The sequence below is a fragment of the Pseudomonas lundensis genome, from assembly GCF_002269125.1.
GTDB classification, from domain to species: Bacteria; Pseudomonadota; Gammaproteobacteria; order Pseudomonadales; family Pseudomonadaceae; genus Aquipseudomonas; species Aquipseudomonas lundensis_A.
In genome coordinates this window covers 66,474-93,014 of sequence record NZ_NQKI01000014.1, presented here as the reverse complement: position 1 = coordinate 93,014, position 26,541 = coordinate 66,474, and the positions used below count along the sequence as shown (strand labels likewise).

Genomic DNA, 26,541 nt, shown 5'->3' with positions numbered 1-26,541 from the left:
AACTTTAGAAACATACTCAGATAGATATAAGGGGACTTAGAGTGAACAAGTCGGAACTGATTGATGCTATCGCTGCATCTGCTGATATCCCGAAAGCTGCTGCTGGCCGTGCGCTGGACGCAGTAATCGAATCCGTCACTGGCGCTCTTAAGGCTGGCGACTCTGTGGTACTGGTTGGCTTTGGTACTTTTTCTGTAACCGATCGTCCTGCTCGTACTGGTCGGAACCCACAGACCGGTAAAACGCTGGAAATTCCAGCTGCTAAAAAGCCAGGTTTCAAAGCCGGTAAAGCGCTGAAAGAAGCCGTTAACTGAGTTTCTGCTACACCTTTTACCCAACCGGGTCAGGCGCACGCCAGGCTTGGCAGCGGAGCGGTAGTGCGGTCGATGGCAACATCGATCTGTTACGCCGGGGGTCGCGGGTTCGAGCCCGGTCCGCTCCGCCAGTTACGAGAAGGCGCATCCTCGGATGCGCCTTTCTTCTATCCGGACTCTACCCACGCTCCACGGTTGTTCATTAAGCAAGACCGTTTCTGGGGGAAGCATGCTGCAAAATATCAGGGACAATTCACAAGGCTGGATTGCCAAGACCATCATCGGTGTCATCGTCGCGTTAATGGCGTTGACCGGTTTCGATGCCATTTTTCAAGCCACTTCGACCAGCAAGGATGCAGCCAAGGTTAACGGTGAAGAAATCACTCAAACCGAGCTGAGCCAGGCCGTCGACATGCAACGTCGTCAGCTGATGCAGCAACTTGGCAAGGATTTTGACGCATCGCTTTTGGACGAGAAAATGCTGCGCGAATCGGCCCTCAAAGGGTTGATCGACCGCAAGCTGTTGTTGCAAGGTGCCAACCAGTCGAAGTTCTCCTTCTCTGAAGCCGCTCTGGATCAAGTGATTCTGCAAACGCCTGAGTTCCAGGTGGATGGCAAATTCAGTCCTGAGCGTTTCGATCAGGTAATCCGACAGTTGGGTTACGGCCGTCTGCAATTCCGCGGCATGCTGGCCGAAGAAATGCTGATTGGTCAGTTGCGTGCCGGTTTGGCAGGCAGTGGTTTCGTGACCGATGAGCAAGTCAACGCCTTCGCCCGTCTTGAAAAGCAGACCCGCGATTTCGATTCGCTGAACATCAAGGCCGATCCGGCTGCGGTGAAATTGAGCGATGACGAGATCAAGGCCTACTACGACAAGCACGCCAAAGAGTTCATGACGCCGGATCAGGTCGTGATCGATTACATCGAATTGAAGAAATCCTCTTTCTTTGATCAGGTGGCGGTTAAAGATGACGAGCTCCAAGCGCTTTATCAGAAAGAAATCGCCAACTTGGCCGAGCAACGTCGTGGCGCGCACATTCTGATTGAAGTCAACGACAAGGTCGGCGACGAGCAAGCCAAGGCCAAAATCACTGAGATTCAACAACGTCTGGCCAAGGGCGAAAGCTTCGAGGTATTGGCCAAGGAGTTCTCTCAGGATCCGGGTTCGGCTGCCAATGGCGGTGATCTTGGTTTCGCAGGTCCGGGTGTTTACGACCCGGTATTCGAGACAGCCCTTTATGCGTTGAGCAAAGACCAGGTGTCCGAGCCGGTTCGTACGAGCTTTGGCTACCACTTGATCAAATTGTTGGATGTGGAAGCGCCCGAGGTTCCGACCTTTGCCAGCCTCAAAGACAAGCTGACGCGTGACCTGAAAACACAACAGGTTGAACAACGCTTTGTCGATGCCAGCAAGCAGCTAGAAGATTCGGCATTTGAAGCCTCTGATCTGGCTCAGCCAGCCCAGGAGCTGAAGTTGACCGTGCACACATCCGCACCGTTTGGTCGTGAAGGCGGAGAGGGTGTTGCAGCCAACCGCGCTGTGGTCCAGGCCGCATTCAGTACTGAAGTGATGGATGAGGGAGCGAACAGCTCTGCCATTGAGCTTGATCCTGAAACCGTTGTTGTGTTGCGCGTCAAGGAGCACCGCAAACCGGAGCAATTGCCTCTGGAAGCTGTCGCTTTGAGCATTCGTGCACAACTGGTGAAAGAGCACGCCAGTGCTGAGGCCAAAACCAAGGCTGAGGAAATCATTAAAGGTCTGCGTGATGGTAAGTTGCCGTTGAATCAGCCGATTGATGGTCACTCCTGGAAAGTCGAGGAAGCGGTTGCCCGAGGTCAGGAAGGTATCGATCCGGCTGTCTTGCAAGCCGTGTTCCGCATGCCTAAACCAGCCTCTAAGGACAAGCCGACCTTCAGCAGCGTCACCCTGGCTGATGGCAGTGTTGTCGTGCTGCGCTTGAATGGTGTGAATGACGGTGCCCAGCCGACAGAAGAAGAGAAAGCTACGTATCGTCGCGTTCTTGCTTCGCGGGCTGGTCAGCAGGACTTCGCAGCCTTCCGTAAGCAGTTGGAAAACGAGGCCAAAGTCGAGCGCTACTAAGACGTGAGATCAAGCATTTAGCCTCAATTGAAATGACCGCTCATCGAGCGGCCATTTTTTTAGCCTTAAAACAGGCCTGTCTTCGCTACTGGATTCAGAGAGGGGAGTGGGATCATCCCGTCATCAGGGCGCTGCCGCATTGCGACGCATGATGCTTGGGCCGAGTAGGAAGCGTTCCTGCCTTAAACGCAAAACGCCCGATGCAGTGGCTGCACCGGGCGTTTTAAAGGCAGTGACAGCGAAGACTTATTCTTCGATGTTGCCCATTGCGGTGGTGTTGAAGCCGCCGTCTACGTACATGATTTCGCCGCTGATGCCCGACGCCAGGTCGGAGCACAGGAAGGCGCCGGCATTGCCGACTTCATCAATGGTCACGTTGCGACGCAGAGGCGTTTGAGCTTCGTTGGCGGCCAGCATTTTACGGAAGTTCTTGATGCCGGAAGCAGCCAAGGTGCGGATTGGTCCAGCCGATACGCAGTTAACGCGTGTACCTTCCGGGCCCAGGCTACCAGCCAGGTAACGAACACCCGCTTCCAGGCTGGCTTTTGCCATGCCCATAACGTTGTAGTTAGGCATGGTGCGTTCTGCGCCCAAGTAAGACAGGGTCAGCAGGCTGCCATTGCGGCCTTTCATCATCGGGCGGCCAGCCTTGGCCAGGGCCACGAAGCTGTAGGCGCTGATGTCGTGAGCGATGCGGAAACCCTCACGGGTGGTGGCGTCGGTGAAGTCGCCATCCAGCTGGTCGCCCGGAGCGAAGCCTACGGAGTGAACGATGCAGTCCAGACCATCCCACTTCTTGCTCAGGTCTTCGAAAACCTTGGCAATTTCTTCATCGCTGGCAACGTCGCAAGGGAAGCACAGCTCAGGGCTTGAGCCCCAACCTGCGGCAAACTCTTCAACGCGGCCTTTCAGCTTTTCGTTCTGATAAGTGAAAGCAAGTTCAGCGCCTTCACGGTGCATGGCGGCAGCAATGCCAGAAGCGATGGACAATTTGCTAGCGACACCGACGATCAGGACGCGCTTACCGGCGAGAAAACCCATGTGTTGTTCCTCTATCAGATTAATCGACAGCCACTGGCGCCAAAAAGGCGGCTTCCAGCAGCTGCTGTGTATATGGATGTTGCGGTGAGGCAAAAATAGAAGATGCCTCACCTTGTTCGACCACTTGGCCTTGCTTGACCACCATCAATTGGTGGCTCAGCGCTTTGACTACCGCCAAATCATGGCTGATAAACAAATACGTCAGGTTGTACTTGGCTTGCAGAGCACGCAAGAGCTCGACGACTTGGCGTTGGACTGTTCTGTCCAACGCAGAGGTTGGCTCGTCCAGCAAAATCAACGCTGGCTTCAACACTAACGCGCGGGCAATGGCGATTCTCTGCCGCTGTCCACCTGAAAACTCGTGAGGGTAACGGTGCTGGGTTTCAGGATCCAGGCCTACTTCACGCAACGCCTCAATAATTGCCACTTCCTGCTCTTGAGCGGTGCCCATGCCGTGAATGCGCAAACCTTCACCGACAATTTCGCTGACGCTCATGCGCGGGCTGAGGCTGCCGTACGGGTCCTGAAACACCACCTGCATCTGTCGCCGCAACGGCCTGACGTCTTTCTGCGACAGGCAGTCTAGCTGCTTGTCCCCAAAATGAATCGTGCCGCGACTGGCAATCAGCCGCAAAATAGCCAGACCCAATGTCGATTTGCCCGATCCGCTTTCCCCCACAATGCCCAGCGTTTGGCCACGGGGCAGGCTGAAGTTGATGCCATCGACCGCTTTTACGTAATCAACGGTTTTGCGCAACAGCCCTTTTTTGATCGGAAACCAAACTCTCAAGTCTTCGACCTTCAGCAACGGCGGGCCCGCGACGGTATCAGCGGGGCCTCCGCTGGGTTCTGCACTGAGCAGTTCCCGGGTGTAAGGATGTTGCGGCGAACGGAACAGCTGTTCGCACGATGCTTGTTCGACGATGCAACCGCGCTGCATGACACATACTCTGTGAGCAATTCGTCGAACCAGGTTCAAATCGTGACTGATCAGTAACAGCGACATGCCCAGCCGGGCCTGCAAATCTTTGAGCAAATCGAGGATTTTGAGTTGCACGGTGACGTCCAGGGCCGTCGTGGGTTCATCGGCAATCAGCAGCTCAGGTTCATTGGCCAAGGCCATAGCAATCATTACGCGCTGTCTCTGGCCGCCCGAGAGCTCGTGTGGCAGGGCTTTCAGTCGTTTCCGTGGCTCGGGAATGCCTACCAGGTCCAGCAGCTCCAGCGTCCGCTCAGTGGCTGCCTTGCCCGTTAAACCCTTATGAAGACCCAGCACTTCATTGATCTGTTTTTCAATGCTATGCAGGGGATTTAGCGACGTCATCGGTTCTTGAAAAATCATGGCAATGCGGTTGCCGCGGATGTGCCTCAGTTTTTTCTCGTCCAGCGTCAGTAAGTCCTGCCCTGCATAGGTGATGCTGCCGCTGGGGTGACGGGCGATGGGGTAGGGCAGCAGCCTCAGGATCGAGTGCGCCGTTACCGATTTGCCTGAACCGCTTTCGCCTACCAGCGCCAGGGTTTCGCCCCGTTTGATGTCAAAACTGATGCCCTGTACCACACGCTGGGGTTGCTCCCCGGCGATGAATTCGACGGAAAGATCGCGCACTTCGATCAGATTGTCCTGCGTCATGTCATTTCCTCGGGTCGAAGGCATCGCGAGCGGACTCACCAATAAACACCAGCAAGCTGAGCATGATTGCCAGCACGGCAAATGCACTGATCCCCAGCCACGGCGCTTGCAGGTTGGATTTGCCCTGCGCAACCAGCTCGCCCAGCGACGGTGCTCCCGGCGGCAGGCCGAAGCCCAGAAAGTCCAACGCGGTCAGGGTGCCGATCGCACCGGTCAAAATGAATGGCATGAACGTCATGGTCGACACCATGGCGTTGGGCAAAATGTGCCGGTACATGATCGCCATGTCTTGCATCCCCAGTGCACGGGCTGCCCGCACATACTCCAGATTGCGCCCCCGCAGGAATTCGGCCCGCACAACATCCACCAGGCTCATCCATGAAAACAGCAGCATGATGCCCAGCAGCCACCAGAAGTTGGGTTGTACAAAGCTGGCGAGAATGATCAGCAGGTACAGCACCGGCAAGCCCGACCAGATTTCCAGAAAACGCTGACCGGCCAGATCGACCCAGCCGCCATAGAAGCCCTGCAGCGCGCCGGCAATCACACCGATGATGGAGCTCAAAACCGTCAGGGTCAGGGCGAACAGCACGGAAATCCGGAAGCCATAGATCACTCGCGCCAGCACATCACGCCCCTGGTCATCGGTGCCGAGCCAGTTTTCAGCTGATGGCGGTGCGGGTGCCGGGACTTTCAAGTCGTAGTTGATGCTCTGGTAGCTATACGGAATGGGAGGCCACAGCACCCAAGCATCCTTTTTTGCCAACAGTTCACGGATGTACGGGCTTTTGTAGTTGGCCTCCAGCGGGAACTCACCGCCAAAGTCGGTCTCGGGGTAGCGTTTGAGGGCGGGAAAGTACAGCTCGCCGTCATAGCTGATCACCAGTGGTTTGTCGTTGGCGATCAGTTCGGCGCCGAGGCTGAGAACGAACAGCACCAGAAAAATCCACAACGACCACCAGCCACGTTTATTGGCCTTAAAGCGTGCGAAGCGTCGCTTGTTAAGGGGCGATAAGGTCATCTCAATGCTCCCTGCTTTCAAAGTCGATGCGCGGATCAACCAGGGTGTATGAGAGGTCGCCAATCAGCTTCACCAGCAGGCCGACCAGCGTGAAGATGAACAGGGTGCCGAAAACCACGGGATAATCGCGGTTTATCGCCGCTTCAAAACTCATCAGTCCCAGCCCGTCCAACGAGAAAATCACCTCAACCAGTAAGGAGCCGGTAAAAAAGATGCCGATAAAGGCAGACGGGAAACCGGCAATCACCAGCAACATCGCGTTGCGAAACACATGGCCATACAGCACCCGGTGATTGGTCAGCCCCTTCGCTTTTGCCGTCACCACATATTGTTTGTTGATCTCGTCCAAAAAGCTGTTTTTGGTCAGCAGGGTCATCGTGGCAAAGTTGCCGATCACCAGCGCGGTGACGGGCAGTGCCAAATGCCAAAAGTAATCCAGAATCTTGCCGCCCAGGCTCAGCTCATCGAAGTTGTTGGACGTCAGACCACGCAATGGAAACCAGTCCAGATAGCTGCCGCCCGCGAAAACCACAATCAGCAAAATAGCAAACAGGAAGGCCGGAATCGCATACCCGATGATAATTGCGGAACTGGTCCAGACATCGAAATGGCTACCGTGACGCGTGGCCTTGGCGATCCCCAGCGGAATCGACACCAGGTACATGATCAACGTGCTCCAAAGTCCGAGCGAGATCGAGACGGGCATTTTCTCCTTGATCAGGTCAATGACCTTGGCGTCCCTGAAAAAGCTTTCGCCGAAGTCCAGATGGGCGTAATTCTTGATCATGATCCACAGGCGCTCAGGAGCCGATTTGTCGAAGCCGTACATCTTTTCGATTTCTTGTATCAGCGCGGGGTCCAGTCCTTGAGCGCCGCGGTAGTTGGAGCCGGCCACCGACACTTCAGAGCCACCACCCGCAATGCGACTGGTGGCGCCGTCAAACCCTTCGAGCTTGGCAATCATCTGTTCAACAGGACCGCCCGGGGCGGCCTGAATGATGACGAAGTTGATCAGCAGAATTCCGAACAGTGTCGGAATGATCAGCAGCAGTCGCCTGAATATATACGCCAGCATCTAGGGCTCCAGGCTTTCGCTTGTGGGTTGAGTGGAAGTAACCGGCTCGACCTCAGGCTTGACCCACCAGGTGGAGGTGCCGATGTCATACAGAGGGGTCACGGCGGGGTGGCCGATATGGTTGGAATACGCGACGCGCCAGGTTTTGATATGCCAGTTGGGAATCACATAGAAACCCCACTGCAACACGCGATCCAGTGCGCGGGCATGAGTGATCAGGCTCTGCCTCGAGTCGGCATGAATCAGCCCCTCGGTAAGTTGATCAATGGCCGGGTCTTTGAGCCCCATAAAGTTGCGGCTTCCCGGTTTTTCGGCGCTTTCAGACTCCCAGTACTCGCGTTGTTCACTGCCTGGCGAGCTGGATTGCGGGAAGCTGCCGATGATCATGTCGAAATCCCTCGAACGCAGGCGATTCAAGTACTGGGAAGGATCGACACGGCGAATCTGTACGTCGATGCCCAAATCGCTGAGGTTACGTTTGAACGGCAGCAAGATGCGTTCGAATTCGGTCTGCGCCAGCAGAAATTCGATTTTTACCGGCTTGCCCTCAGTGTCCACCATTTTGTCGTCGACGATGCGCCACCCGGCATCTTGTAACAGCTGATAGGCGCGGCGCTGCTGCTCGCGAATCATGCCACTGGCGTCAGTGACCGCAGGTTTGTACACCTCGGTAAACACTTTTTCGGGTATTTTTCCGCGCAAAGGCTCCAATATCGCCAGTTCTTCTTCAGTCGGTAGCGTTTTAGCGGCCATTTCGGAGTTTTCGAAATAGCTGCTGGTGCGCACATACGAACCGTTGAATAGCTGTTTATTGGCCCATTCAAAGTCGAACAGCAGGTTCAGGGCTTCACGCACCCGCACATCCTTAAATATCGGTCTACGCAGGTTGAAGATGAAACCCTGCATGCCGGTGGGGTTGGCGTTGCGGATTTCTTCTTTGATCAAACGGCCCTGTTTGACGGCAGGTACGTTGTAGGCGCCTGCCCAGTTTTTGGCGCTGATCTCCAGCCAGTAATCGAACTGACCGGCCTTGAGGGCTTCGAACGCCACGCTGTTGTCGCGGAAGTAGTCAATGGTGATGGCATCAAAGTTGTACAAGCCCTTGTTGATGGGCAGGTCTTTGCCCCAGTAGTCCTTGTTGCGTTCATAACGAATCGAGCGCCCCGGCTTGATCTCGGTGATGGTGTAAGGGCCGCTACCTACCGGTATTTCAAGATTGCCTTTGCTGAAATCGCGGGTTTCCCACCAGTGTTTAGGCAAAATCGGCAGTTGCCCGAGAATCAGCGGCAATTCGCGATTTTTGTTGTGTTTGAAGACGAATTTGACCTGCAAAGGATTTTCTTCGACCGCTTTTTCTACGTCGCTGTAATAGCCCTTGAACAGCGGCGAACCGCTTTTCATCAGGGTATCGAAGCTGAACACCACGTCTTCGGCGCGTATCGGGTGGCCGTCATTGAATTTGGCTTCGGGACGCAGGTAAAAACGTACCCAGCTGTTATCCGGAGCTTTTTCGATTTTTTCTGCGATCAGGCCGTATGAAGTAAAGGGCTCGTCGAGACTTTGGCGGGCCAGGGTGTCGTAGGTCAGGTCGATGTCATCGGCGGGAACGCCTTTGTTGATAAAGGGGTTCAGGCTGTCGAAAGTGCCCAGGGCGGATTTGCGGAAGGTACCGCCTTTGGGCGCGTCCGGGTTCACGTAATCGACGTGCTTGAAATTGGCCGGGTATTTGGGCGGTTCGTCGTACAGGGTGAGGGCATGTTGCGGGGCGGCCAGCGCGAGGCAGCTGACACCGGCCAATAACAGGCCGCCAAGGGGCTTAAGCAAGGAACGCAAAGGCATCATTGGGATTTCTCCGTAGGCTTTAGCCACCACGCACTCAGGCCCAATGTGTAGGGCGGCGTAGTCACGAAGGCGAACCGATTGCGGTACGCCAGGCGGTGATAATTCAGATACCAGTTGGGAATGCTGTAGTACTGCCACAACAGGACACGATCCAGTGCCCGGCCAGCGGCCAATTGCTCTTCACGGGTTTGCGCGGCCAGCAGCTTTTCGAGCAATTGGTCGACAATCGGACTGGCCACGCCTGCATAGTTTTTGCTGCCCTTGACGTTGGCCTGGCTGGAGTGAAAGTACTGCCACTGTTCAAGGCCTGGGCTCAGGGTCTGGTCAAGGGTCATGAGGATCATGTCGAAATCGAACTGATCCAGACGTTGTTTGTACTGAGCCCGGTCCACCGTACGCAGGCGCGCTGCGATGCCGATACTCGCCAGGTTCTCCACGTACGGTTGAAGGATGCGCTCAAGGTTTGGATTTACCAGTAATATTTCGAAGGTCAGTGGTTTACCTTCGCTATTGATCAAGCGTTGATTCGAGAGCGTCCAGCCATTTTCGGCCAGCAGCGCCAACGCTCGGCGCATGGTTTCGCGCGGGATACCCTGGCCTTGTGTTTGAGGCAGGCTAAATGCTTTTTGGAACAACGCCGGGGGCAGCTGCGTGCGCCAGGGTGACAGCATCAGCCACTCATGCCCCTGTGGAATGCCACTGGCCGAAAAATCACTGTTAGGGTAGAAACTCGTCGCACGTTCATAGGCGCCATTGAACAGCGTGCGGTTGGTCCATTCAAAATCGAACATCAAGCCCATGGCTTCGCGCACGCCAGTCTGACTGAATGTGCTGCGCCGGCTGTTCATAAATAGCCCCTGGGTTTGAGTCGGGATGTGGTGGGGGATCTGCGCTTTGATCACATCGCCCCGGCGCACTGCCGGGAAGTTGTAGCCGTTGGCCCAATTTTTGGCCTGATGCTCGATATAAATGTCGAATTCACCGGCCTTGAAGGCTTCGAATGCCACGTCGCTGTCGCGATAAAACTCGACTTCAACCCGGTCAACGTTGTATTTGCCACGGTTGACCGGCAGGTTGGCGCCCCACCAGTTCTTGACGTGTTCAAACACCAGTTGCCGCCCCGGCGTGACTTTTGTAATTCGGTAGGGACCGCTGCCCAGCGGCGGTTCGAAAGTCGTGGCTTTAAAGTCGCGCTTGGCCCAGTAATGCTGGGGCAATACGGGAAGCTCGCCCATACGCAGGATCAGCAGCGGATTACCTGAACGCTTGAACACAAAGCGAATCCGTCTGGGCCCCAGAATGTCCACGCGTTGCACTTCTTGCAGGTTGGTGCGGTATTGCGGGTGACCTTCTTTGAGCAACAAGTTGTACGAAAACGCCACATCGTAGGCTGTAATGGGGGCGCCATCATGAAAGCGTGCTTCGGGCCTGAGATTAAAGACGACCCAACTGCGGTCTTCGTTGTATTCAACGGATTGTGCAATCAAGCCATAACTGGCGGTCGGCTCGTCCCCGGAAGGCGCGTATTGGCCCGTGCCCGCCATCAAGGTTTCATTCAGTTCGTTGACGCCGTACTGCAGGAAATTGGGCGTCGAAACCGGACTGGTGCCTTTGAAGGTGTAAGGGTTTAGCGTATCGAACGTGCCGAAGGCCATGACGTTGAGTGTGCCGCCCTTGGGCGCGTCAGGGTTCACCCAATCGAAGTGGGTAAACGTGGCCGGGTATTTGAGGGTGCCGAACTGGGCATAACCATGGCTTTCGCTGAGGGTTGCGCCGGCGGGAGAGCTCAAGGCCAGGCAGAGAAGTAACGGGAGGAGGGGACGCATCAAGTCAGAGATCCGATCCGGGCATTGGGCTTGGGTTTCCGTACAGTAACAGCTTGTATCTGTAGGAAAAAGACTGTGCTGGAAAGCACAACGGGCAATCTGCTTCCCACATTTATGTAGGAGCCGGATTGCCCGCTGCGTTGACTGCGTGAAGCTTACCGAGGTTTGGAAACGGTCAGCATCTGCCCCGGCTTGAGGGCCTTGGCACTGTTGGGGTTCCAGCGTTTAAGGTGTTGCATCTCAACGTTGAAACGCTTGGCGACGATGTACAACGAATCGCCCTTTTTCACCTTGTAGTGAGTGGGCTTTTTGCTCGCCGCAGGCTTGCGCGTGTCATGCATGACGAGCATCTGGCCGGCTTTGAGGTTTTTGCCGGTGAGCTTGTTCCAGCGCTGCAAGTCGCGGACGTTGACCTTGTTGGCTTTGGCAATGGTGGTCAGGTTGTCACCGCTTTTAACCCGGTACTTACGGTTAAGCCGTGGGGTGTTGCTGGCGACCGTGTCGAAGACTGCCTTTTTAGGGCGCAGGCTGACCAGTTCTTCAGGCTTGAGGTTGGACAGGCTGGCTGTCAGCAGTTGAGCCTTGGAGGTTGGCACCAGCAAATGCTGAGGGCCATCAGTGGTAGCCCGCTGCTTGTAGGCGGGGTTCAACTGGAACATTTCGTCTTCGTCGATCTCGGCCAGCGCAGCCACACGGGACAAATCCATGGACTGCTTGATTTCAACCATCTCGAAGTAAGGTTCGTTGGCGATGGGGTTCAGGTTGATGCCGTAGGCTTCAGGGGCCATCACCACTTGGGACAAGGCCAGTAATTTTGGCACGTAGTCCTTGGTTTCCTGCGGCAGGGGCAGGTTCCAGTAGTCAGTCGGCAGGCCCAGTTTTTCGTTGCGCTCGATCGCACGGCTCACTGTGCCTTCGCCCGCGTTATACGCTGCGAGCGCCAGCAACCAGTCGCCATTGAACATGTCATGCAGGCGGGTCAAGTAATTCATGGCTGCCAATGTCGAGGCAGTAATGTCTTTGCGGCCGTCATAGGCGCGGGTTTGACGCAGGTTAAAGTAGCGGCCGGTCGAGGGAATGAACTGCCAGAGACCGACGGCATTGGCGTGCGAATACGCCATCGGGTTGTAGGCACTTTCAATCACTGGCAGCAGCGCCAGTTCGAGCGGCATGTTGCGTTCTTCGAGGCGCTCAACGATGTAGTGGATATAAAGGCTGCCACGCTCGCCGGCGTTTTCGAGAAACGACGGGTTGCTGGCAAACCAGAGGCGCTGTTGTTCGATTCGCGGGTTAACGTCCGCGCCTTCCTGCAGCTTGAATCCCTGTCGCATCCGCTCCCACACATCTTGGGGGGCAGTCGGGCCGGGTTTTTCACTGAGCCAGATCGGCTCTTGAGGAATGCGCTTAGTCAGTTTCAGTGTGGGTCTTTCGGCCGTTTGAGCCGAATGGTCCATGCTTTGACACCCTGCAAGTACAGCGGACACGGCCAGCGCGATGGCTTGCGCAAGGCGCGTCAATGCGTCTGTTTTGATGGAGTTACGTATAGATGACGACATTGGCTGGAAGTAAGTTCCGGGCAAAAATGTCGGGCGATTCTAGAAAGCAGGTGGGACGCGGTCAACTGTTCAGAATTTTTGTGCCAACCGCGACCCTGATTAGAACTTATCTTTCCAGCGGCGCAAGCTGGCAAACACCGCGCCCGGCGAGGCATTGTCCTGCTTGCTCCATTCGTCTGCTTTTTCTTTAACGGATGTTTCGTTAACCCGAAGAAAAGGGTTGGTACGCAGTTCCAGTGCGATATCGGAGGGCAGGCTGATCTGGTTATTGCTTCGCCACTCAGTCACTTGTTCTATTCGTGCCTTGATATCGGCATTGTCCGGCTCGACGGCTTGGGCAAAGCGCAAATTGCTCAAGGTGTATTCGTGGGCGCAATACACTGCGGTGTTACCCGGCAACGCCGCGAGGCGACTCAAAGAGCCATGCATCTGTTCGGGTGTGCCCTCAAACAGCCTGCCGCAACCCGCCGCAAACAATGTATCGCCACAGAACAGCAACGGGGCTGTTGGCTGCGCGTGATAGTAGGCGATATGCCCAAGGGTATGGCCGGGTAGCAGGAAGACCTCGAACGTACAGCCCAGCACGTCGATGCGATCGTTGTCATTCAGGGCCACGTCGCGTGCGGGGATGGTTTCTTGGGCAGGACCCCAGACCTTGGCGTTGGTCTTTTTGTGCAACTGCTCAACCCCACCGACATGGTCAAAGTGATGGTGGGTGATCAGGATGTCGCTCAGGGTCCAGTCCGGGTGTTGGGCCAGCCAGGCTTCGACCGGCGCAGCATCGCCCGGATCAACGACGGCGCAGCGTTTGCTGGCAGTGTCCTGTAACAACCAGATGTAGTTGTCATTGAAGGCAGGCAGTGCATCGATCTGTAGCATGGCGCAATTCCCAAGTGCGAAACAATGGCGCATCTTAGGGCTTGTGATGGGTAGATGGCGAGTTGGAGGAGCAATGACCGATAAAGCATTGGCTCAGGCTGACCCTGAGTGGCTGGCGCTGATCCGTTCGGCGCGCGAATGGTTGTCCGGTCCCCACGGGCAGTTGTTGCTGGAGGATGAACAACGTGTACTGGAAGACGAGCTTGGCCGGTTCTTTGGCGGCTATCTGGTGCATTACGGGCCAGGCGCCGAGACACCGCCCAACGCCGCTCAAGTCCAGCGCACCGTGCGTCTGGGTGCGCCATTGCCGGGTGTAGAAATTTTTTGCGAAGAACAGGCCTGGCCTCTGTGCGAGCACGCAGCCGACGTCGTAGTGCTGCAACACGGTCTGGATTTCTGCCTGTCGCCCCATGGTTTGTTGCGCGAAGCCGCCAGCAGTGTGCGGCCCGGAGGGCACCTGTTGATCGTCGGCATTAACCCTTGGAGCACCTGGGGCCTGCGCCATGTGTTTGCCAAGGACGGGTTAAGCAAGGCGCGTTGTATTTCTCCCTCCCGTGTGGCCGATTGGCTGAACCTGCTGGGCTTTGCGCTGGAGAAACGCCGCTTCGGGTGCTATCGTCCGCCGCTCGCGTCCCCGGCCTGGCAGCGTCGTTTATCAGGCTGGGAACACAAAGCAGGTAACTGGCAATTGGCCGGTGGCGGCTTCTATATATTGGTGGCGCGCAAGATGGTGGTCGGCTTGCGGCCGGTCAATCCGTTACGACGCGAGCCTATGGGCAAGCTGATCCCTTTGCCGATGGCCAAGGTCAACCGGCGTCACAGCCAACCGTAGTTGCGCTTGAATAAACGAAAGGCCGGAGCGATCCGGCCTCAGGTGCTGCCCGTCCTTGACGGGCAGGCCACAACACCCTTTTCCGGATAGGTTGTAATGAGCAATAGCGTTGAAATGTTCACCGATGGTGCCTGCAAGGGCAATCCTGGCCCTGGCGGCTGGGGTGCATTGCTGGTTTGTCAGGGTGTCGAGAAAGAACTCTGGGGCGGCGAACCCAATACCACCAACAACCGCATGGAACTGATGGCGGCTATTCGTGGCCTTGAAGAACTCAAGCGCCCGTGCGACGTGTTGCTGGTCACTGACTCCCAATATGTGATGAAAGGCATCACTGAATGGATGGTCAACTGGAAAAAACGCGGCTGGAAAACCGCGTCCAAAGAGCCGGTGAAAAATGCCGACCTGTGGAAGTTGCTCGATGAACAAGTCAGTCGTCACACCGTGAAGTGGCAATGGGTGCGTGGCCACATCGGCCATCCGGGCAATGAACGTGCCGACCAGTTGGCCAACCGGGGTGTGGATGAAATGAGGGGCCTCAAGCATGCGTAGTGTTGTCCTCGATACCGAAACCACCGGTATGCCGGTTACCGATGGCCACCGGGTTATCGAAATCGGTTGCGTCGAGTTGATGGGCCGCCGCCTGACCGGGCGGCATTTTCACGTGTACTTGCAACCCGATCGCGAAAGCGATGAGGGCGCGATCGGCGTCCACGGCATTACCAACGAATTTCTGGTGGGCAAGCCGCGTTTTGCCGAAGTGGCCGATGAGTTCTTCGCGTTCATCGAGGGCGCTCAGCTCATCATTCATAACGCCGCGTTCGACATCGGCTTCCTGAACAACGAGTTTGCCTTGATCGGGCAAACCGACCGCGCCGACCTCACTCAGCATTGCACCATTCTCGATACCTTGATGATGGCGCGTGCCCGTCACCCGGGGCAGCGCAACAGCCTGGATGCCTTGTGCAAGCGCTATGGCGTCGACAACTCGGGCCGTGAGCTGCACGGCGCCTTGCTCGACTCCGAGATTCTGGCAGACGTTTACCTAACCATGACGGGCGGGCAGACCAGCCTGTCGTTGGCCGGGAACGCGTCTGACGGCAATGGCTCGGGCGAAGGCTCGGGTAACCAGGCCACTGAAATTCGTCGTTTACCCGCGGATCGTCAGCCGGGCCGGATTATTCGTGCAAGTGAAAGCGATATGGCTGAGCACGCAGCGAGACTCGAAGCGATTGCCAAGTCTGCAGGCGCCCCTTCGTTATGGGCGCAATTACTTGAAGCCAAGCAGCAGACGCTTCAATAAACGACCCCGTTGGAGGTCTCGGCAAGGGCTGTCGGCCCTTGCCGCCATCGGCGGCACCTGGGTGAGAGGTGCCCGCACACAAGGACTTGCTCACCCATGCATCTGGTCATCAACCCGCAAAACCCTGAAGTTTCTGTACGCCTGGCGGATGAAGGCTTCGCGCCTTATGTGTGGTGCAACGATTTCAGTTTTGAAGTGCGCGCTTACGCCCAAGTGGAGCTGCACAAGAGCGTCGATGAATGGCCTTTAGAAAGGATCACACCGTACCGCAAGTGTTACGGGATCGATCCTGATGAATTCGCCAGCTATCGCGGTGCGCCCGACAGCGCCGTGTTCATGGCTTATCTCGATGGGCAGGCCGTTGGTCACGTCGTGGTCAGTACCAACTGGAACGGTTTTGCCCACGTCGATGAATTGGCGGTGATTGCAGGCGCACGTCGCCATGGCGTCGCCCGATCATTACTGGAGGTGGCGAGGTTCTGGAGCCACAAGAAAAAACTGCCGGGCATCATGCTGGAAACCCAGAACAACAACATCGGCGCATGCCGCTTGTACGAACGTTGTGGGTATCAGGTAGGCGGGGTCGATCATTTGCGCTATCGCGGGATTGACCCGCAGACAGCCGAGGTGGCGATCTTCTGGTACCTGTTATTTGAAAAACAGGAATGAGCTGACAGGCACTTCAGTCAACGCCGGGTTGAGCGTGTCTTGCGATACTCGCAGTGCGCAGCGACTTCTCAGCCAATACGCAGGATCGAGCATCACCAGACATGCGCGCCCCAACAAAAAAAGCCTTAAACCGAGTGAGCGGGTTCAGGATCGCGAAGCAGGGCAATGCCTGATTGCACCAGCTGGAATTCGGTATCACTCAGTTTGGTGACGCGGTCGCCGATCGCCAACTTGTACGTGAAAACCGGCTGACCGTCTGCTCCAGGGGTGGAGTCTTGAAACTCATGCACGGAATAAACACGGCCTTCCGCGTCTCTTGCATGAAACTGCCCAACGAGCACTGCTGCCATTTGTAGAGAACCTCTGGAGATAAACACCCAATTTGCGGTTCTTGTAGACCGTTGATCAGCCGGGGAAGTTTAACGCTGTGGAAAAAATAGTCCGGCTACTTTACAGGCTTGGCGGTCGATAGGGTGAACCGGGCTGCAAGAAAGGCGTCCGATCATCTATAACTAACGTTCTAAGCGCTTTCCTACAGCACCCTCGGGGGTTTCCATGAGCAAGGTCTACAACGTTGCAGTACTGGTCGGCAGTTTGAGAAAGGACTCGCTCAATCGAAAAGTGGCACACGCCCTGGCAGAACTGGCGCCATCCCACGTAAAGCTGAACATCGTCGAAATTGGCGAGCTGGCGCTTTATAACGAGGACATTGATGTCACCCCGGCGCCTGCGTCCTACACAGCATTTCGCGATCAAGTTCGCCAAGCCGATGCGGTTCTGTTTGTGACCCCCGAATACAACCGGTCAGTGCCGGGTGCGCTGAAAAACGCCATCGATGTAGGTTCGCGCCCATACGGTCAAAGTGTGTTCAGCGGTAAACCCGGCGCCGTGATCAGTGTTTCGCCCGGCGCGATCGGCGGCTTTGGCGCTAACCATCACCTACGCCAGTCGCTGGTGTTTCTGAATGTTCCGTGCATGCAGCAGCCTGAAGCCTATCTGGGTGGGGCGGGCAATGCGTTCGATGCCTCAGGGGCGCTTTCGGAAAAAACACGTCCCTTCCTGCAAGCCTTTATTGATGCGTACGCACAGTGGGTCGAGCTAACCAAGCCCGCCTGAATGTGCACGTGTGAACGTCGATGAGGTTGAGGGCAGCGGCGCCATTGGCAGCTGTCCTCAGCGGCGCTGGGTCAGTGGCTTTGTGGCATTTGCCCGTTTTTCAGGCGGGTATTGATGTCTGCAATCACCTGCGGCAAGTCGCTGATGGTGTCGATCAGGTAGTGCGGGCGTGCCCCCTCGAACAGGGCATGAATGCGCGTGCGTTCGCTCGCCAGTGTCTGCGCATCAAGCGCTTTGTATTGTTCCCATGACAGGCCCAGTGCGTTGCCCGAGCACACCAACGCCACTGTCCACATGCCTGCGCGGCGCCCCTCAAGAATGCCCGGCACGGTGTCATCAATCTTTACACAGGCGGCCACGTCATCAATGCCCAGCGCGATGACGTTGGCCAGTGCCTGTGCAGGCCACGGGCGCCCGTTGGGCACCTCATCGGTTGCCACCACGTGGTCGGCGACGTAGCCGTTGGTGGCTGCCAATTCAACGACCTTGGCCATGACCTGCGCCGGGTAGCCCGAGCAAGAGCCGATCTTGATGCCTTGGGCGCGCAGTGCGGCAATCGTCTCAAGCGCACCGAGGATCAGCGCCGAGTGCTCGGCGATTTTCTCGATTTGCAGCGGCATGAAGCGTTCATAAATGGCGGTCACGTCATCGTCGGTCGGGGTGCGGCCAACGACTTTTTTGTACCGCTCGGCAATCTGCGGCTGATCGCACAGGGTTCGAATGTGATCCCACTTGCCCATGCCCATGGGGCCGCGCGCCTCCTCGATTGATACTTGCACATCGAACTCGCCAAACGCTTCAACGAAAATCTGCGTCGGGGCGAAAGAACCGAAGTCGACCACGGTGCCCGCCCAGTCGAGGATGGCGGCTTGAAGCGTGGTGGGGTTGGTGTAGTTCATGTCGTTGGATCCTGTGAGAGCGGTCGTAACCGCACGGAGAAATTTACGTTCAACTTGCGTCTGTGCCGTCAGATGACCAGCACTTCCATTTCTTGCAGTACCTGCGCCACGGCATCGACCGCTGCCTGCATATCGACGGAGGTGACGTGGCCAATGCACCCCACGCGGAATGTTTCGACTTGGGTCAATTTACCTGGGTACAGAATGAAACCTTTGGCCTTGACGCGTTCGTAGAACTCCTTGAACTGGTAGCGCGGGTCTTTCGGGGCGTGGAAGGTGACGATGATCGGTGCCTGAATGGCTGCAGGCAGGAAGCTGCGAATTCCCAGCATGGCCATGCCATCCAGCAGCGTCTGGCAGTTGTTGGCGTAGCGGCCCAAACGGGCGGGTTGGCCGCCTTCTTCGTTGTATTGCAGTAAGGCTTCGTGCAAGGCAGCGACCACATGGGTGGGCGGGGTGAAGCGCCATTGCCCGGTTTTTGCCAGGTAGGCGTGTTGATCCTGCAAGTCCATCGCCAGTGAGTGGGCATTGCCCGTTGCATGGGCCAGAGACTCTTTACGGGCCAACACGAAGCCCATGCCCGGCACCCCTTCGAGGCATTTGCCAGAGGCAGCGATTAGCGCGTCGAACGGTACTTTTTGAGCGTCAACGGGCAGTGCGCCGAAGGCGCTCATGGCATCGATGATCAGACGCTTGCCCTGTTTGGCGATGACGTCGGCAATGTCTGGCAGTGGGTTGAGAATCCCGGTGCTGGTTTCACAATGGATCAACGTCACATGGGTAATCTCGGGGTCAGCCTTGAGCAGGCGTTCTACATCAGCGGCTGTGGTGGGTTGATCTTCGGCGGTCTCAAATGTGCTGAAACGGCGACCCAGCACCGCACAGATTTTCGCCAGGCGCTTGCCATAGGCGCCGTTGATGAGCACCAGCACCTTGCCGTCACGCGGTACCAATGTGCCGATGGCCGCTTCAACGGCGAAGGTGCCGCTACCCTGTAACGGGACGCAGTGGTGGCTGCTGGCGCCGTTGATGATGGCCAGCAGTTGCTCGCACACACTCGCCGTTAATTGGTTGAAACGCTCATCCCAGGAACCCCAGTCAACCATCATGGCCTTACGCGTTCGCGCGGAGGTGGTCAGGGGACCGGGGGTCAGCAGGATCGGCGCGACGGTGTTCATTCGGGGTTCCTCGCAAGCGGTGAGATAGCAACTGGATACACCGGCTAAATTGCAGGTTGATGTATCATCATTCAAATTGTTTGTTGTTATGCCAGCCATCAGCAGGAGTTATTCATGAACCTGTTCCAACTCCGGGCCTTCGATGCGGTGGCACGTGAAGGCAGCTTCACCCGGGCAGCCGCCCGGTTGTTCATCAGCCAGCCAGCGGTCACCGGGCATATCAAAACCCTCGAAGAGCATTACCAGATCACCTTATTGCGCCGCACAGCCCGGCGTGTGGAATTGACCGAAGAGGGCATCAAACTGGCGGCTATCACCCGTGCCATGTTTGGTTTGGTGGATGAAGCGCAGGTCATGCTTGAAGCCAATCGCCAATTGCTCACCGGACGCCTCGAAGTGGCGGCAGATGGCCCGCATCTGGTGATGCCCATGCTGGCGAGCCTGCGCGAGCGTTACCCCGGTATCACCGTGAATTTACGCTTGGGCAATGCACAGGAAACCCTGGCCGCCTTGCTGTCAGAGCACGCGGACGTGGCCGTGCTGACCGAGGTCGAACCGCGCAATGGCTTGATGTTACGGCCGCTGAAGCAATCGCATATCTGTGCATTAGTGCCGTCCAGTCATCCTTGGCAGGCGCTCACGGGCGGGGTTGAGATGGCGCAGTTGGATCAGGTGATCATGGTCTTGCGCGAACCCGCGTCCACGACCCGTCGCACGTTTGACCAAGCCTGCAAGCAGGCAGGGGTAAGCCCTCGTGTGTTGCTGGAGCTGGACAGTCGCGAAGCGGTGACCGAAGCGGTGGCAGCACAGCTCGGGGTGGGCATTGTTTCGTCGGCGGAAGTCAGTCAGGACCCGCGGGTGTGCGCCGTACCGATCAACGGGCACGGCCTGACCAATCGGCACATGCTTGGCTGTATGGAGCGACGTGCCCAATTGCGGCTGATAAAGGCGTTCATGTCACTGGCGCCGTCGTCCGCCGCGTAGGCGTCAGTCGCCGCGTTCGTAGCACTGCACCGGGCCGATAGCAGTTGAGCCGGGCAGGATTGGATTTTTTGGTCGATTGAGAACTTGCGGGCGTATAAACTGGCGCACTTTCGACGGCCCGCGTGCCGCGACACACACGATTGAGAGAGTGAGAAATGGGCGCACAGTGGAAGGTTAAACACAAAGCGGAAGCCGCCAATAGCCGCGGCAAGGTTTTCGGCAAACTGGCCAAAGAGCTGACCGTTGCAGCCCGTAACGGCGCCGACCCTGATATGAACTCGCACCTGCGTCTGGTGTACGAACAAGCCAAAAAAGCATCCATGCCGGCTGACACCATCAAGCGTGCAATCAACAAGGGCGCGGGGATCGGCACTGAGGCTGTGCAATACCACCGTGTGACCTACGAAGGTTTTGCCCCGCACCAGGTGCCGCTGATCGTCGAGTGCCTGACTGATAACGTCAACCGTACCGTGGCTGAAATCCGTGTGGCGTTCCGCAAGGGGCAATTGGGCGCGTCGGGCTCCGTGGCCTGGGACTTTAACCATGTCGGCCTGATCGAAGCCAAGCCTGATACCCCGGATGCTGATCCTGAAATGGCGGCAATTGAAGCGGGCGCCCAGGATTTTGAAGACGGTGAAGAAGAAGGCACGACCTTGTTCATCACCGAGACCACTGACCTGGATGCCGTGCAAAAAGCGCTGCCTGAGCAGGGTTTTACCGTGTTGTCGGCCAAGTTGGGCTACACACCTAAAAACCCGGTGACGGGGCTGACTGACGAGCAAATGGTCGAAGTAGAGGAGTTTCTGGCGAAGCTGGAAGAGCAGGACGACGTGCAGGATATGTTTGTAGCGCTGGCCTGAACCCGAGCCCGTCATTTAATTGGTCCGTTTACGACGCAGTATGTCGTCGGGCCTGGCCTCGTGCCTCGTCAACGACAGCCGATGAGTGTGTTGCTGACGAGGTACGAGGTGGCGATCGGGCTGACCTCAGCCCAGGGCGCTGCAGATTTCAATGAAGTCCGGCCGGGCGAGGACGTCAGGCTGAATGCAGCGCGTTTGCAAGTCTTGCAATTCTGCACGCTGTTGATCGCTCAACCCCGAGTGGATCCTGTGCAGCAACTCCCCCAGTAGAATGCCGAACGCGCGCACCTCGATACGCTTTAAGGCGCGTGTGCGCGGGCTGTTGTCGGTGGCGTGGAAGCACGCGGCCCCGAAGTCGCCCAGCAAGCAGTCCCCCCGTTCATTGAACAGAATATTGTGCCCGTACAAATCGCCGTGGCAGATGCCTTGTGCGTGCAGGTGCGCGGCGACCGATGCAATGCCACGTGCCAGACGCAGTGCGCTTTGAGCATTGAAACCTGTGCTATCGGCGTAGACGTCACGGCTGCAGCTGTCGAGACTCGGCAGCCCGGCCAGATTGCGGAAAGAGGGCGCAATCAGCTCCATCACCAACCCGGCCTGTTGTTGCGGATGGCCCACCACACGCCCGAATACGTTAATCAGGTTTGGATGTTGGCCCGCAGCAATGCAGGCGTGCATTTCGTGAAGCGGCGAGCCATCACTGGTGATAGTGCCTTTGTACAGTTTGACTGCCACCGGGCGTACCGGCTGACCCGGTGCCCGCCAGTTGGCCTGGTAAATCACCCCGGATGCACCTTCGCCCAGTTGCTGCGCCAGTTCCAGTTCTGACCAGTCGATGTGTGCCGTGCTGTCAGGGGTGTGTTCGGCATTCAGTTCGTCCGCCAACGGATTGCCCGAATAAGCCAGCCAGCTCAGGCCGGGCATCGCCAGTAACCAGTCCGGCAGTTCGCGGAGTTGGTTGGAGGCCAGACGAATCAGCTCCAGACGCTCGCAGCCAGCCAGGCTGCGCGGCAACGCCTGCAAACGGTTGCCCCCCAGCATTAATTTTTGCAGCAAGGGACGGCGGCCCAGTTCATCCGGCAGCTGGCTGATGTGGTTGTCGGTGAGGATTAACCAGCGCAGTCGCGGTGGCAACGCGCTGCCTGGCACCTCGCAGATCTGATTCGCCTTGAAGCCGATCATGCTCAGTGTCGCGCATTGGCCCAGGCATTCGGGCAGGGTCGTGAACAGATTGTCGGAACAGAACAGCACCCGCAAATGCGTCAGGCGATGCAGGTCGTGGGGCAGGCTGCGCAGGGCGTTGCCGCTCAGATTGAGGATTTCCAGCGAGTCCGCCAGTTGAAAGATTTCTTCAGGAAACTCGGTCAGCCCACAGGACAGATCCAGACGTTTCAGCCCCGTCAGTTGACCGGCGCGCAGTTTAGCGAGGGTGTCCATAAGCAGGCGATGTGCACTCGTGTCGATCAGTAGAAGTGCCGTGCATGATAGCGATTTATCGCTCGCAAGATTCAGGCAATACAGCCTTTGTCGCGGCGGCTGTCCGGCTTTTGCGTAACAGGCCGCAGCCACTGCCCCGGCCTGTGTGCATCGCGCTATTTAATCCAGCTCTCTGACCATCGCTGACAGTGTGGTCAGTACATCCATGCCCAGTTGCTTCGAACGTTTGCCATCCCAGCCCGTGATGGGGTCGGGCGCGTCGTTGTTGTCCTTGAACGGCATCTCCAGCGTCAGTGACAAACAGTCGAAGCGTTGACCAACACTGTTGCAGGCCAAGGTCATGTTGGCCTGGCCGGGTTCGTCGCGAGTGTAGCCATGGGTCGTCTGGAAGTCTTTTGTCAGCTGGCTCAGGTGCGAACGAAAACGTTCTTCGAGCCTGGCAATCCGGTCGGTATAGCCCGGGTTGCCTTCGCAGCCTGCGGTGAAGACATAGGGGATTTCTTCGTCGCCGTGAATGTCCAGAAACAGGCTGACGCCGTATGTGTTCATTTGTTCTAGCGCGAAGAACACCTCAGGGCTGAGCTGGGGGCTGGTGTTTTGCCAGGCGCGGTTCAAGTCCTGGCCGTTTGCATTGGTGCGCAGATGCCCGTGGAACGCGCCGTCCGGGTTCATATTAGGAATCAGGTACAAATCGGCGTAATCGAGTAGCTTGAGCAGTTGCGGGTCGCTGCCTTGCTCGAGGCGCTTGAAAATGCCCTCCATGAACCACTCGGCCATGTGTTCGCCGGGATGCTGCTGCGCAATGATCCAGATTTTGTGTTTAGGGGAGAGGCCGTTACTTTTGCGCAGCAATGGAATGTCCCGCCCTTCGGCGCTTTTGCCCACCGCCAACACTTCGCAACCGGCCCATTGTTTCGCCTCGCTGATCAACGTCTCGTGACGCGCGCGGCTGTAGGGTTCGAAGTAGGCAAACCAGACTGTGCTTTGATGAGGTTCAAGGCTGAAATTGAGCGCAGTACCATCAAAGTCTGTAGGCACTCGGAACCAGTGTTCCTGGTCGTAAGAAGCGACCGCGCGGTAGCCGTCCCACGCTTTGTTGTAGGAAGACTGGCTGGCGTTGGTCAGATGAAAGTGATGGGTTTGCCCGGGCGTGAGGCCGTCGACCTTGAAATGAAACCACTGGAAGTGTGGGCTTTTAGTATCGGATTTGATCGCCAGTTTCACGTCGAACGGATCGCTGGCATCCAGCACCTGAATATTGCCGCTGTCGAAGTCACTGCTGATGTGAAGTGAAGAGGGCGCCACAGTCATCGTCCAGATCCCTGAGTTGAGAATTGTGGGCGTTACTGTAACTCGCCATGGCGTGGGGCCAATACGAAAATGCAGGTATTTGAAGAGAGAAGGGGGGGAGATAAGCGGAGGGGGGCGTCATCCCTGACGCGGCGCAATTTTAGTGTTTTTGCGAGTGATTCTCAAGTGCTAAATTGCCATTACCCCTATAGTCATAGGCTTCAGGCTTTCTTCGGTCGATGTTCTTTTGCTATCATCGCCGGCATCGTAGCGACCACCGAAAAAAAACCGGTCGCACACCCGACTTCATTAGCCTGAAGCAAGCTGAGCCAGATAACTGGCCACAAAAAAAAGACCCGGCCATAAGCCGGGTCAAATAACCGTGATTAGCCTGATGAGGAGATTATTCAAAGCACCGACCTAAGGTCCCTTGAATGATCAGCTGATCTCGCGACCAGCTGCATGCAATAGTAATCATTATCATTTGCAAAGCAAGTGTTTTTTTCTGCGCTTTTCTGAATTCTGCTCTCTTTTCCCCGCCCAAGGCTCTAGCCCGCTAATCGAGCAACAACTCAGTGGTGCGTTTGACTTCGCTCATGGCGATATTGGAGTGAGCTTCTTGCACGTGCGGTTTCTGCAAGAGATGGTCGCGCAAAAAGCGCTCGTAACTGTCGATGTCGTGCGTGACCACCTTCAGCAGGTAATCCATATCTCCCGCCATGGTGTAGCACTCGATGACTTCTGGGTAATGGGTGATGGCTTCTTCGAATTCGGTCAGGTGACGGCGCCCGTGCCCCGATAACCGCACATTGACGAATACCACGACGTTGAGCCCCAGTTTCTTCGGGCTGAGCAGGGCGACTTTGCGCTCTATCAAGCCTTCTTCCTGCAAGCGATGAATCCTTCGCCAGCAGGGCGATTGGGATAGTTCGACGCGTTCGGCGACCTCGGCGGCAGACAGGTCGGCATCATGTTGCAGCAGGCGCAGAATCTTACGGTCGATGGGGCTTAATTTAATCGGCATGACTTTTTCGGATTTCTTATTTTTGTTGAATGATTCATGCAGCGTAGCACTGCATTTCCTAAAAATTAGAAAGAAAAATCCTCCTGCAACCCTTCACTCTCTTGAGACTGACTTCGCAACCCTTCAGCGGGTCGAAAACTGACCTTCTGGTCTAACGCCCTACGCGCTAACAACAAGAGAGAAATGAAATGCCGATATTTGCTCATCCCGAGTTTGATCAACACGAACAGGTCATGTTCTGCAATGACAAGGCCAGCGGCCTCAAAGCCATTATCGCGGTGCACAATACGCGTCTGGGCCCGGCTCTGGGCGGTTGCCGGATGTGGCCCTACGGCGATGAGCAACAGGCGCTGAATGACGTGCTGCGCCTGTCACGGGGCATGACGTACAAATCGGCACTGGCCGGCTTGCCCTTGGGTGGCGGCAAGGCCGTGATCATCGGCGATCCACGCAAGGACAAGACCGAGGCGTTGTTTGAGGCCATGGGCGACTTTGTCGAAAGCCTGGGCGGTCGCTACATCACCGCCGCAGACTCGGGCACCGGTGTAACTGAAATGGCGCAAATGGGCCAACGCACCCGCCACGTGGTGGGTGCCGGTACGCGCGAACAATTGGGCGGCGGCACGCGCAGCGGTGATCCGTCGCCTGCCACGGCGCTGGGTGTGTACATCGGCCTTTGCGAGGCGGTGCGCCAGCGTCTGGGGCGATCCGACCTCAGTGGCCTGCGCGTTGCGATTCAAGGCCTCGGGCAAGTCGGGTTCAATCTGGCCCAACAGCTCAAGGCAGCCGGTGCCGAGTTATGGGTGCACGATATTCAGGAGGCCAACGTTCGCCGCGCCGTGGAAGAGCTGGGGGCCCACGCGGTCAGTGCACAGGACATCTACGGACTTGATGTCGATGTGTTCTCGCCCTGCGCCATGGGCGCGGTGATCAACGACGAGACCCTGCAATTGCTGCGCGCCCCGGTAATTGCCGGAGCAGCCAATAACCAGCTGGCCCGTCCCGAACACGGCGACATGCTGTGGCGCCGGGGCTGCCTGCATGCACCTGATTACGCAATCAATGCCGGGGGCATTATCGACGTGTCTTACGAGTACAACGGCGGGACGCCTGAGCAGGTGCGTCAGCACGTTGAAGGCATTGGGGAAACACTACGTCAGATTTTTGAGCGAGCGAAGGCTGAAGATCGCAACACCACGCTGATTGCCGACAGCCTTGCCCACGAACGGCTCAACGCTTGATGTAACACATCACCCCAGGCTGCACCTTCGGGCGCAGCCTGTCACAAATCAACCCGGTCTTGCGCTCAGTGAGCGGGTACTTTTTGCTTGTCGACAGTCTTGTCGATCAGGTCTTTGGCCATTTCCACAAAGTGCGCCATGCCCCTGATAAGGTCCAGTTGAGGGCCTTGTACATTCCCCGCGCCGTTTTGGGAGTAAGTCAATGCAAATCGTAGCAACTCGGACGCGTGTACCAAGGCTTCTTCCTGGCTCACATCGTCGCTGACGTTGAACACTTTTTGCTCATTGCAGCGCTGAGTTACAGATGGTTTCAAATAATAGTCCAGCGCGCGCTAGGTTGCGGCGCTGTCTTTGAGGGCTTCAAGCTCTGTATCAGCTTCAATCTTGAGCGGTATTTTTGTTATTGGAGTCATGATTTGCCTGCGT

General features: G+C 56.8%; 25 protein-coding genes. 10 read left to right on the top strand and 15 right to left on the bottom strand.

Features of this window, described 5'->3' with window-relative positions; genetic code table 11:
• Positions 1–41: 41 nt before the first annotated feature.
• Both CJF39_RS11150 and CJF39_RS11145 read left to right on the top strand, forming a co-directional pair.
• Positions 42–314, top strand: a complete 273-nt coding sequence (locus CJF39_RS11150) for an HU family DNA-binding protein (RefSeq protein ID WP_003183171.1) — start codon at positions 42–44, stop codon at positions 312–314.
• A 229-nt stretch (positions 315–543) separates the two neighbouring features.
• Positions 544–2,415: a SurA N-terminal domain-containing protein gene (locus tag CJF39_RS11145; protein ID WP_094993478.1), complete on the top strand. Its 1,872-nt coding sequence runs from the start codon at positions 544–546 to the stop codon at positions 2,413–2,415.
• Between the two features lie 246 nt (positions 2,416–2,661).
• On the opposite strand, the gene fabI is transcribed toward CJF39_RS11145, so the two are convergent.
• From fabI to gloB, 8 genes are all read right to left on the bottom strand, one after another.
• Positions 2,662–3,456 (bottom strand): enoyl-ACP reductase FabI, encoded by a 795-nt coding sequence (gene fabI / locus CJF39_RS11140; protein WP_047276587.1) that lies wholly within the window; start codon positions 3,454–3,456, stop codon positions 2,662–2,664.
• 19 nt (positions 3,457–3,475) lie between these two features.
• Positions 3,476–5,086: an ABC transporter ATP-binding protein gene (locus CJF39_RS11135; RefSeq protein WP_094993477.1), complete on the bottom strand. Its 1,611-nt coding sequence runs from the start codon at positions 5,084–5,086 to the stop codon at positions 3,476–3,478.
• A 1-nt stretch (position 5,087) separates the two neighbouring features.
• Positions 5,088–6,107 (bottom strand): ABC transporter permease, encoded by a 1,020-nt coding sequence (locus CJF39_RS11130; protein ID WP_094993476.1) that lies wholly within the window; start codon positions 6,105–6,107, stop codon positions 5,088–5,090.
• A 1-nt stretch (position 6,108) separates the two neighbouring features.
• The gene (locus tag CJF39_RS11125; protein ID WP_094993475.1) at positions 6,109–7,182 is read right to left on the bottom strand and encodes a microcin C ABC transporter permease YejB; all 1,074 of its coding nucleotides are present in this window, start codon (positions 7,180–7,182) and stop codon (positions 6,109–6,111) included.
• On the bottom strand, positions 7,183–9,024 hold the full coding sequence (locus tag CJF39_RS11120; protein ID WP_094993474.1) for an extracellular solute-binding protein: 1,842 nt from the start codon (positions 9,022–9,024) through the stop codon (positions 7,183–7,185).
• Positions 9,021–10,850, bottom strand: a complete 1,830-nt coding sequence (locus CJF39_RS11115) for an extracellular solute-binding protein (protein ID WP_094993473.1) — start codon at positions 10,848–10,850, stop codon at positions 9,021–9,023. The genes CJF39_RS11120 and CJF39_RS11115 overlap by 4 nt, the downstream gene beginning before the upstream one ends.
• 155 nt (positions 10,851–11,005) lie before the next feature.
• Positions 11,006–12,406: a transglycosylase SLT domain-containing protein gene (locus tag CJF39_RS11110; protein ID WP_094993472.1), complete on the bottom strand. Its 1,401-nt coding sequence runs from the start codon at positions 12,404–12,406 to the stop codon at positions 11,006–11,008.
• 99 nt (positions 12,407–12,505) lie between these two features.
• Entirely contained in the window at positions 12,506–13,285 is a 780-nt protein-coding gene (gloB, locus tag CJF39_RS11105) for a hydroxyacylglutathione hydrolase (RefSeq protein WP_094993471.1), read from the bottom strand.
• A 73-nt stretch (positions 13,286–13,358) separates the two neighbouring features.
• Between gloB and CJF39_RS11100 the strand changes: the two genes are divergently transcribed.
• The 4 genes from CJF39_RS11100 to CJF39_RS11085 all read left to right on the top strand — a co-directional run bounded on the left by CJF39_RS11100 (position 13,359) and on the right by CJF39_RS11085 (position 16,086).
• Positions 13,359–14,117, top strand: a complete 759-nt coding sequence (locus CJF39_RS11100) for a class I SAM-dependent methyltransferase (protein WP_094993470.1) — start codon at positions 13,359–13,361, stop codon at positions 14,115–14,117.
• 96 nt (positions 14,118–14,213) lie between these two features.
• Complete coding sequence (gene rnhA / locus CJF39_RS11095; RefSeq protein ID WP_094993469.1) at positions 14,214–14,666, top strand: ribonuclease HI; 453 nt, start codon at positions 14,214–14,216, stop codon at positions 14,664–14,666.
• A complete protein-coding gene (gene dnaQ / locus CJF39_RS11090) occupies positions 14,659–15,417 on the top strand; it encodes a DNA polymerase III subunit epsilon (protein ID WP_094993468.1) in 759 nt (252 codons plus the stop codon). The genes rnhA and dnaQ overlap by 8 nt, the downstream gene beginning before the upstream one ends.
• Positions 15,418–15,513: 96 nt before the next feature.
• Positions 15,514–16,086 (top strand): GNAT family N-acetyltransferase, encoded by a 573-nt coding sequence (locus CJF39_RS11085; RefSeq protein ID WP_094993467.1) that lies wholly within the window; start codon positions 15,514–15,516, stop codon positions 16,084–16,086.
• A 125-nt stretch (positions 16,087–16,211) separates the two neighbouring features.
• On the opposite strand, the gene CJF39_RS11080 is transcribed toward CJF39_RS11085, so the two are convergent.
• Positions 16,212–16,436, bottom strand: coding sequence for a hypothetical protein (locus tag CJF39_RS11080; RefSeq protein WP_094993466.1), 225 nt, complete (start codon positions 16,434–16,436; stop codon positions 16,212–16,214).
• 205 nt (positions 16,437–16,641) lie between these two features.
• Here CJF39_RS11080 and CJF39_RS11075 point away from each other — a divergent pair, with 205 nt between their 5' ends.
• Positions 16,642–17,202, top strand: coding sequence for an NADPH-dependent FMN reductase (locus tag CJF39_RS11075; protein WP_094993465.1), 561 nt, complete (start codon positions 16,642–16,644; stop codon positions 17,200–17,202).
• A gap of 71 nt (positions 17,203–17,273) precedes the next feature.
• Here CJF39_RS11075 and phnX read toward each other — a convergent pair whose 3' ends face one another.
• Entirely contained in the window at positions 17,274–18,101 is an 828-nt protein-coding gene (phnX, locus tag CJF39_RS11070) for a phosphonoacetaldehyde hydrolase (RefSeq protein ID WP_094993464.1), read from the bottom strand.
• A gap of 68 nt (positions 18,102–18,169) precedes the next feature.
• Entirely contained in the window at positions 18,170–19,279 is a 1,110-nt protein-coding gene (locus CJF39_RS11065; protein ID WP_094993463.1) for a 2-aminoethylphosphonate--pyruvate transaminase, read from the bottom strand.
• 114 nt (positions 19,280–19,393) lie between these two features.
• Between CJF39_RS11065 and CJF39_RS11060 the strand changes: the two genes are divergently transcribed.
• Together CJF39_RS11060 and CJF39_RS11055 are read left to right on the top strand one after the other, a co-directional pair.
• Positions 19,394–20,263 (top strand): LysR substrate-binding domain-containing protein, encoded by an 870-nt coding sequence (locus CJF39_RS11060; protein WP_094993462.1) that lies wholly within the window; start codon positions 19,394–19,396, stop codon positions 20,261–20,263.
• Between the two features lie 155 nt (positions 20,264–20,418).
• Complete coding sequence (locus CJF39_RS11055; RefSeq protein WP_094993461.1) at positions 20,419–21,123, top strand: YebC/PmpR family DNA-binding transcriptional regulator; 705 nt, start codon at positions 20,419–20,421, stop codon at positions 21,121–21,123.
• Positions 21,124–21,249: 126 nt separating this feature from the next.
• Here the strand turns inward: CJF39_RS11055 and CJF39_RS11050 are convergent, their stop codons facing one another.
• The 3 genes from CJF39_RS11050 to CJF39_RS11040 all read right to left on the bottom strand — a co-directional run bounded on the left by CJF39_RS11050 (position 21,250) and on the right by CJF39_RS11040 (position 24,874).
• Positions 21,250–22,560 (bottom strand): protein kinase, encoded by a 1,311-nt coding sequence (locus CJF39_RS11050; protein WP_094993460.1) that lies wholly within the window; start codon positions 22,558–22,560, stop codon positions 21,250–21,252.
• Positions 22,561–22,719: 159 nt separating this feature from the next.
• The gene (locus CJF39_RS11045; protein ID WP_094993459.1) at positions 22,720–23,871 is read right to left on the bottom strand and encodes a M14 family metallopeptidase; all 1,152 of its coding nucleotides are present in this window, start codon (positions 23,869–23,871) and stop codon (positions 22,720–22,722) included.
• A gap of 535 nt (positions 23,872–24,406) precedes the next feature.
• Positions 24,407–24,874 carry an Lrp/AsnC family transcriptional regulator gene (locus tag CJF39_RS11040; protein WP_047276552.1) on the bottom strand — a complete coding sequence of 156 codons (468 nt, stop codon included), beginning with the start codon at positions 24,872–24,874 and terminating at the stop codon, positions 24,407–24,409.
• 188 nt (positions 24,875–25,062) lie between these two features.
• Between CJF39_RS11040 and CJF39_RS11035 the strand changes: the two genes are divergently transcribed.
• Positions 25,063–26,115 (top strand): Glu/Leu/Phe/Val dehydrogenase dimerization domain-containing protein, encoded by a 1,053-nt coding sequence (locus tag CJF39_RS11035; RefSeq protein ID WP_094993458.1) that lies wholly within the window; start codon positions 25,063–25,065, stop codon positions 26,113–26,115.
• A gap of 65 nt (positions 26,116–26,180) precedes the next feature.
• Here the strand turns inward: CJF39_RS11035 and CJF39_RS11030 are convergent, their stop codons facing one another.
• On the bottom strand, positions 26,181–26,429 hold the full coding sequence (locus CJF39_RS11030) for a DUF6124 family protein (RefSeq protein ID WP_249275349.1): 249 nt from the start codon (positions 26,427–26,429) through the stop codon (positions 26,181–26,183).
• Positions 26,430–26,541 lie beyond the last annotated feature (112 nt).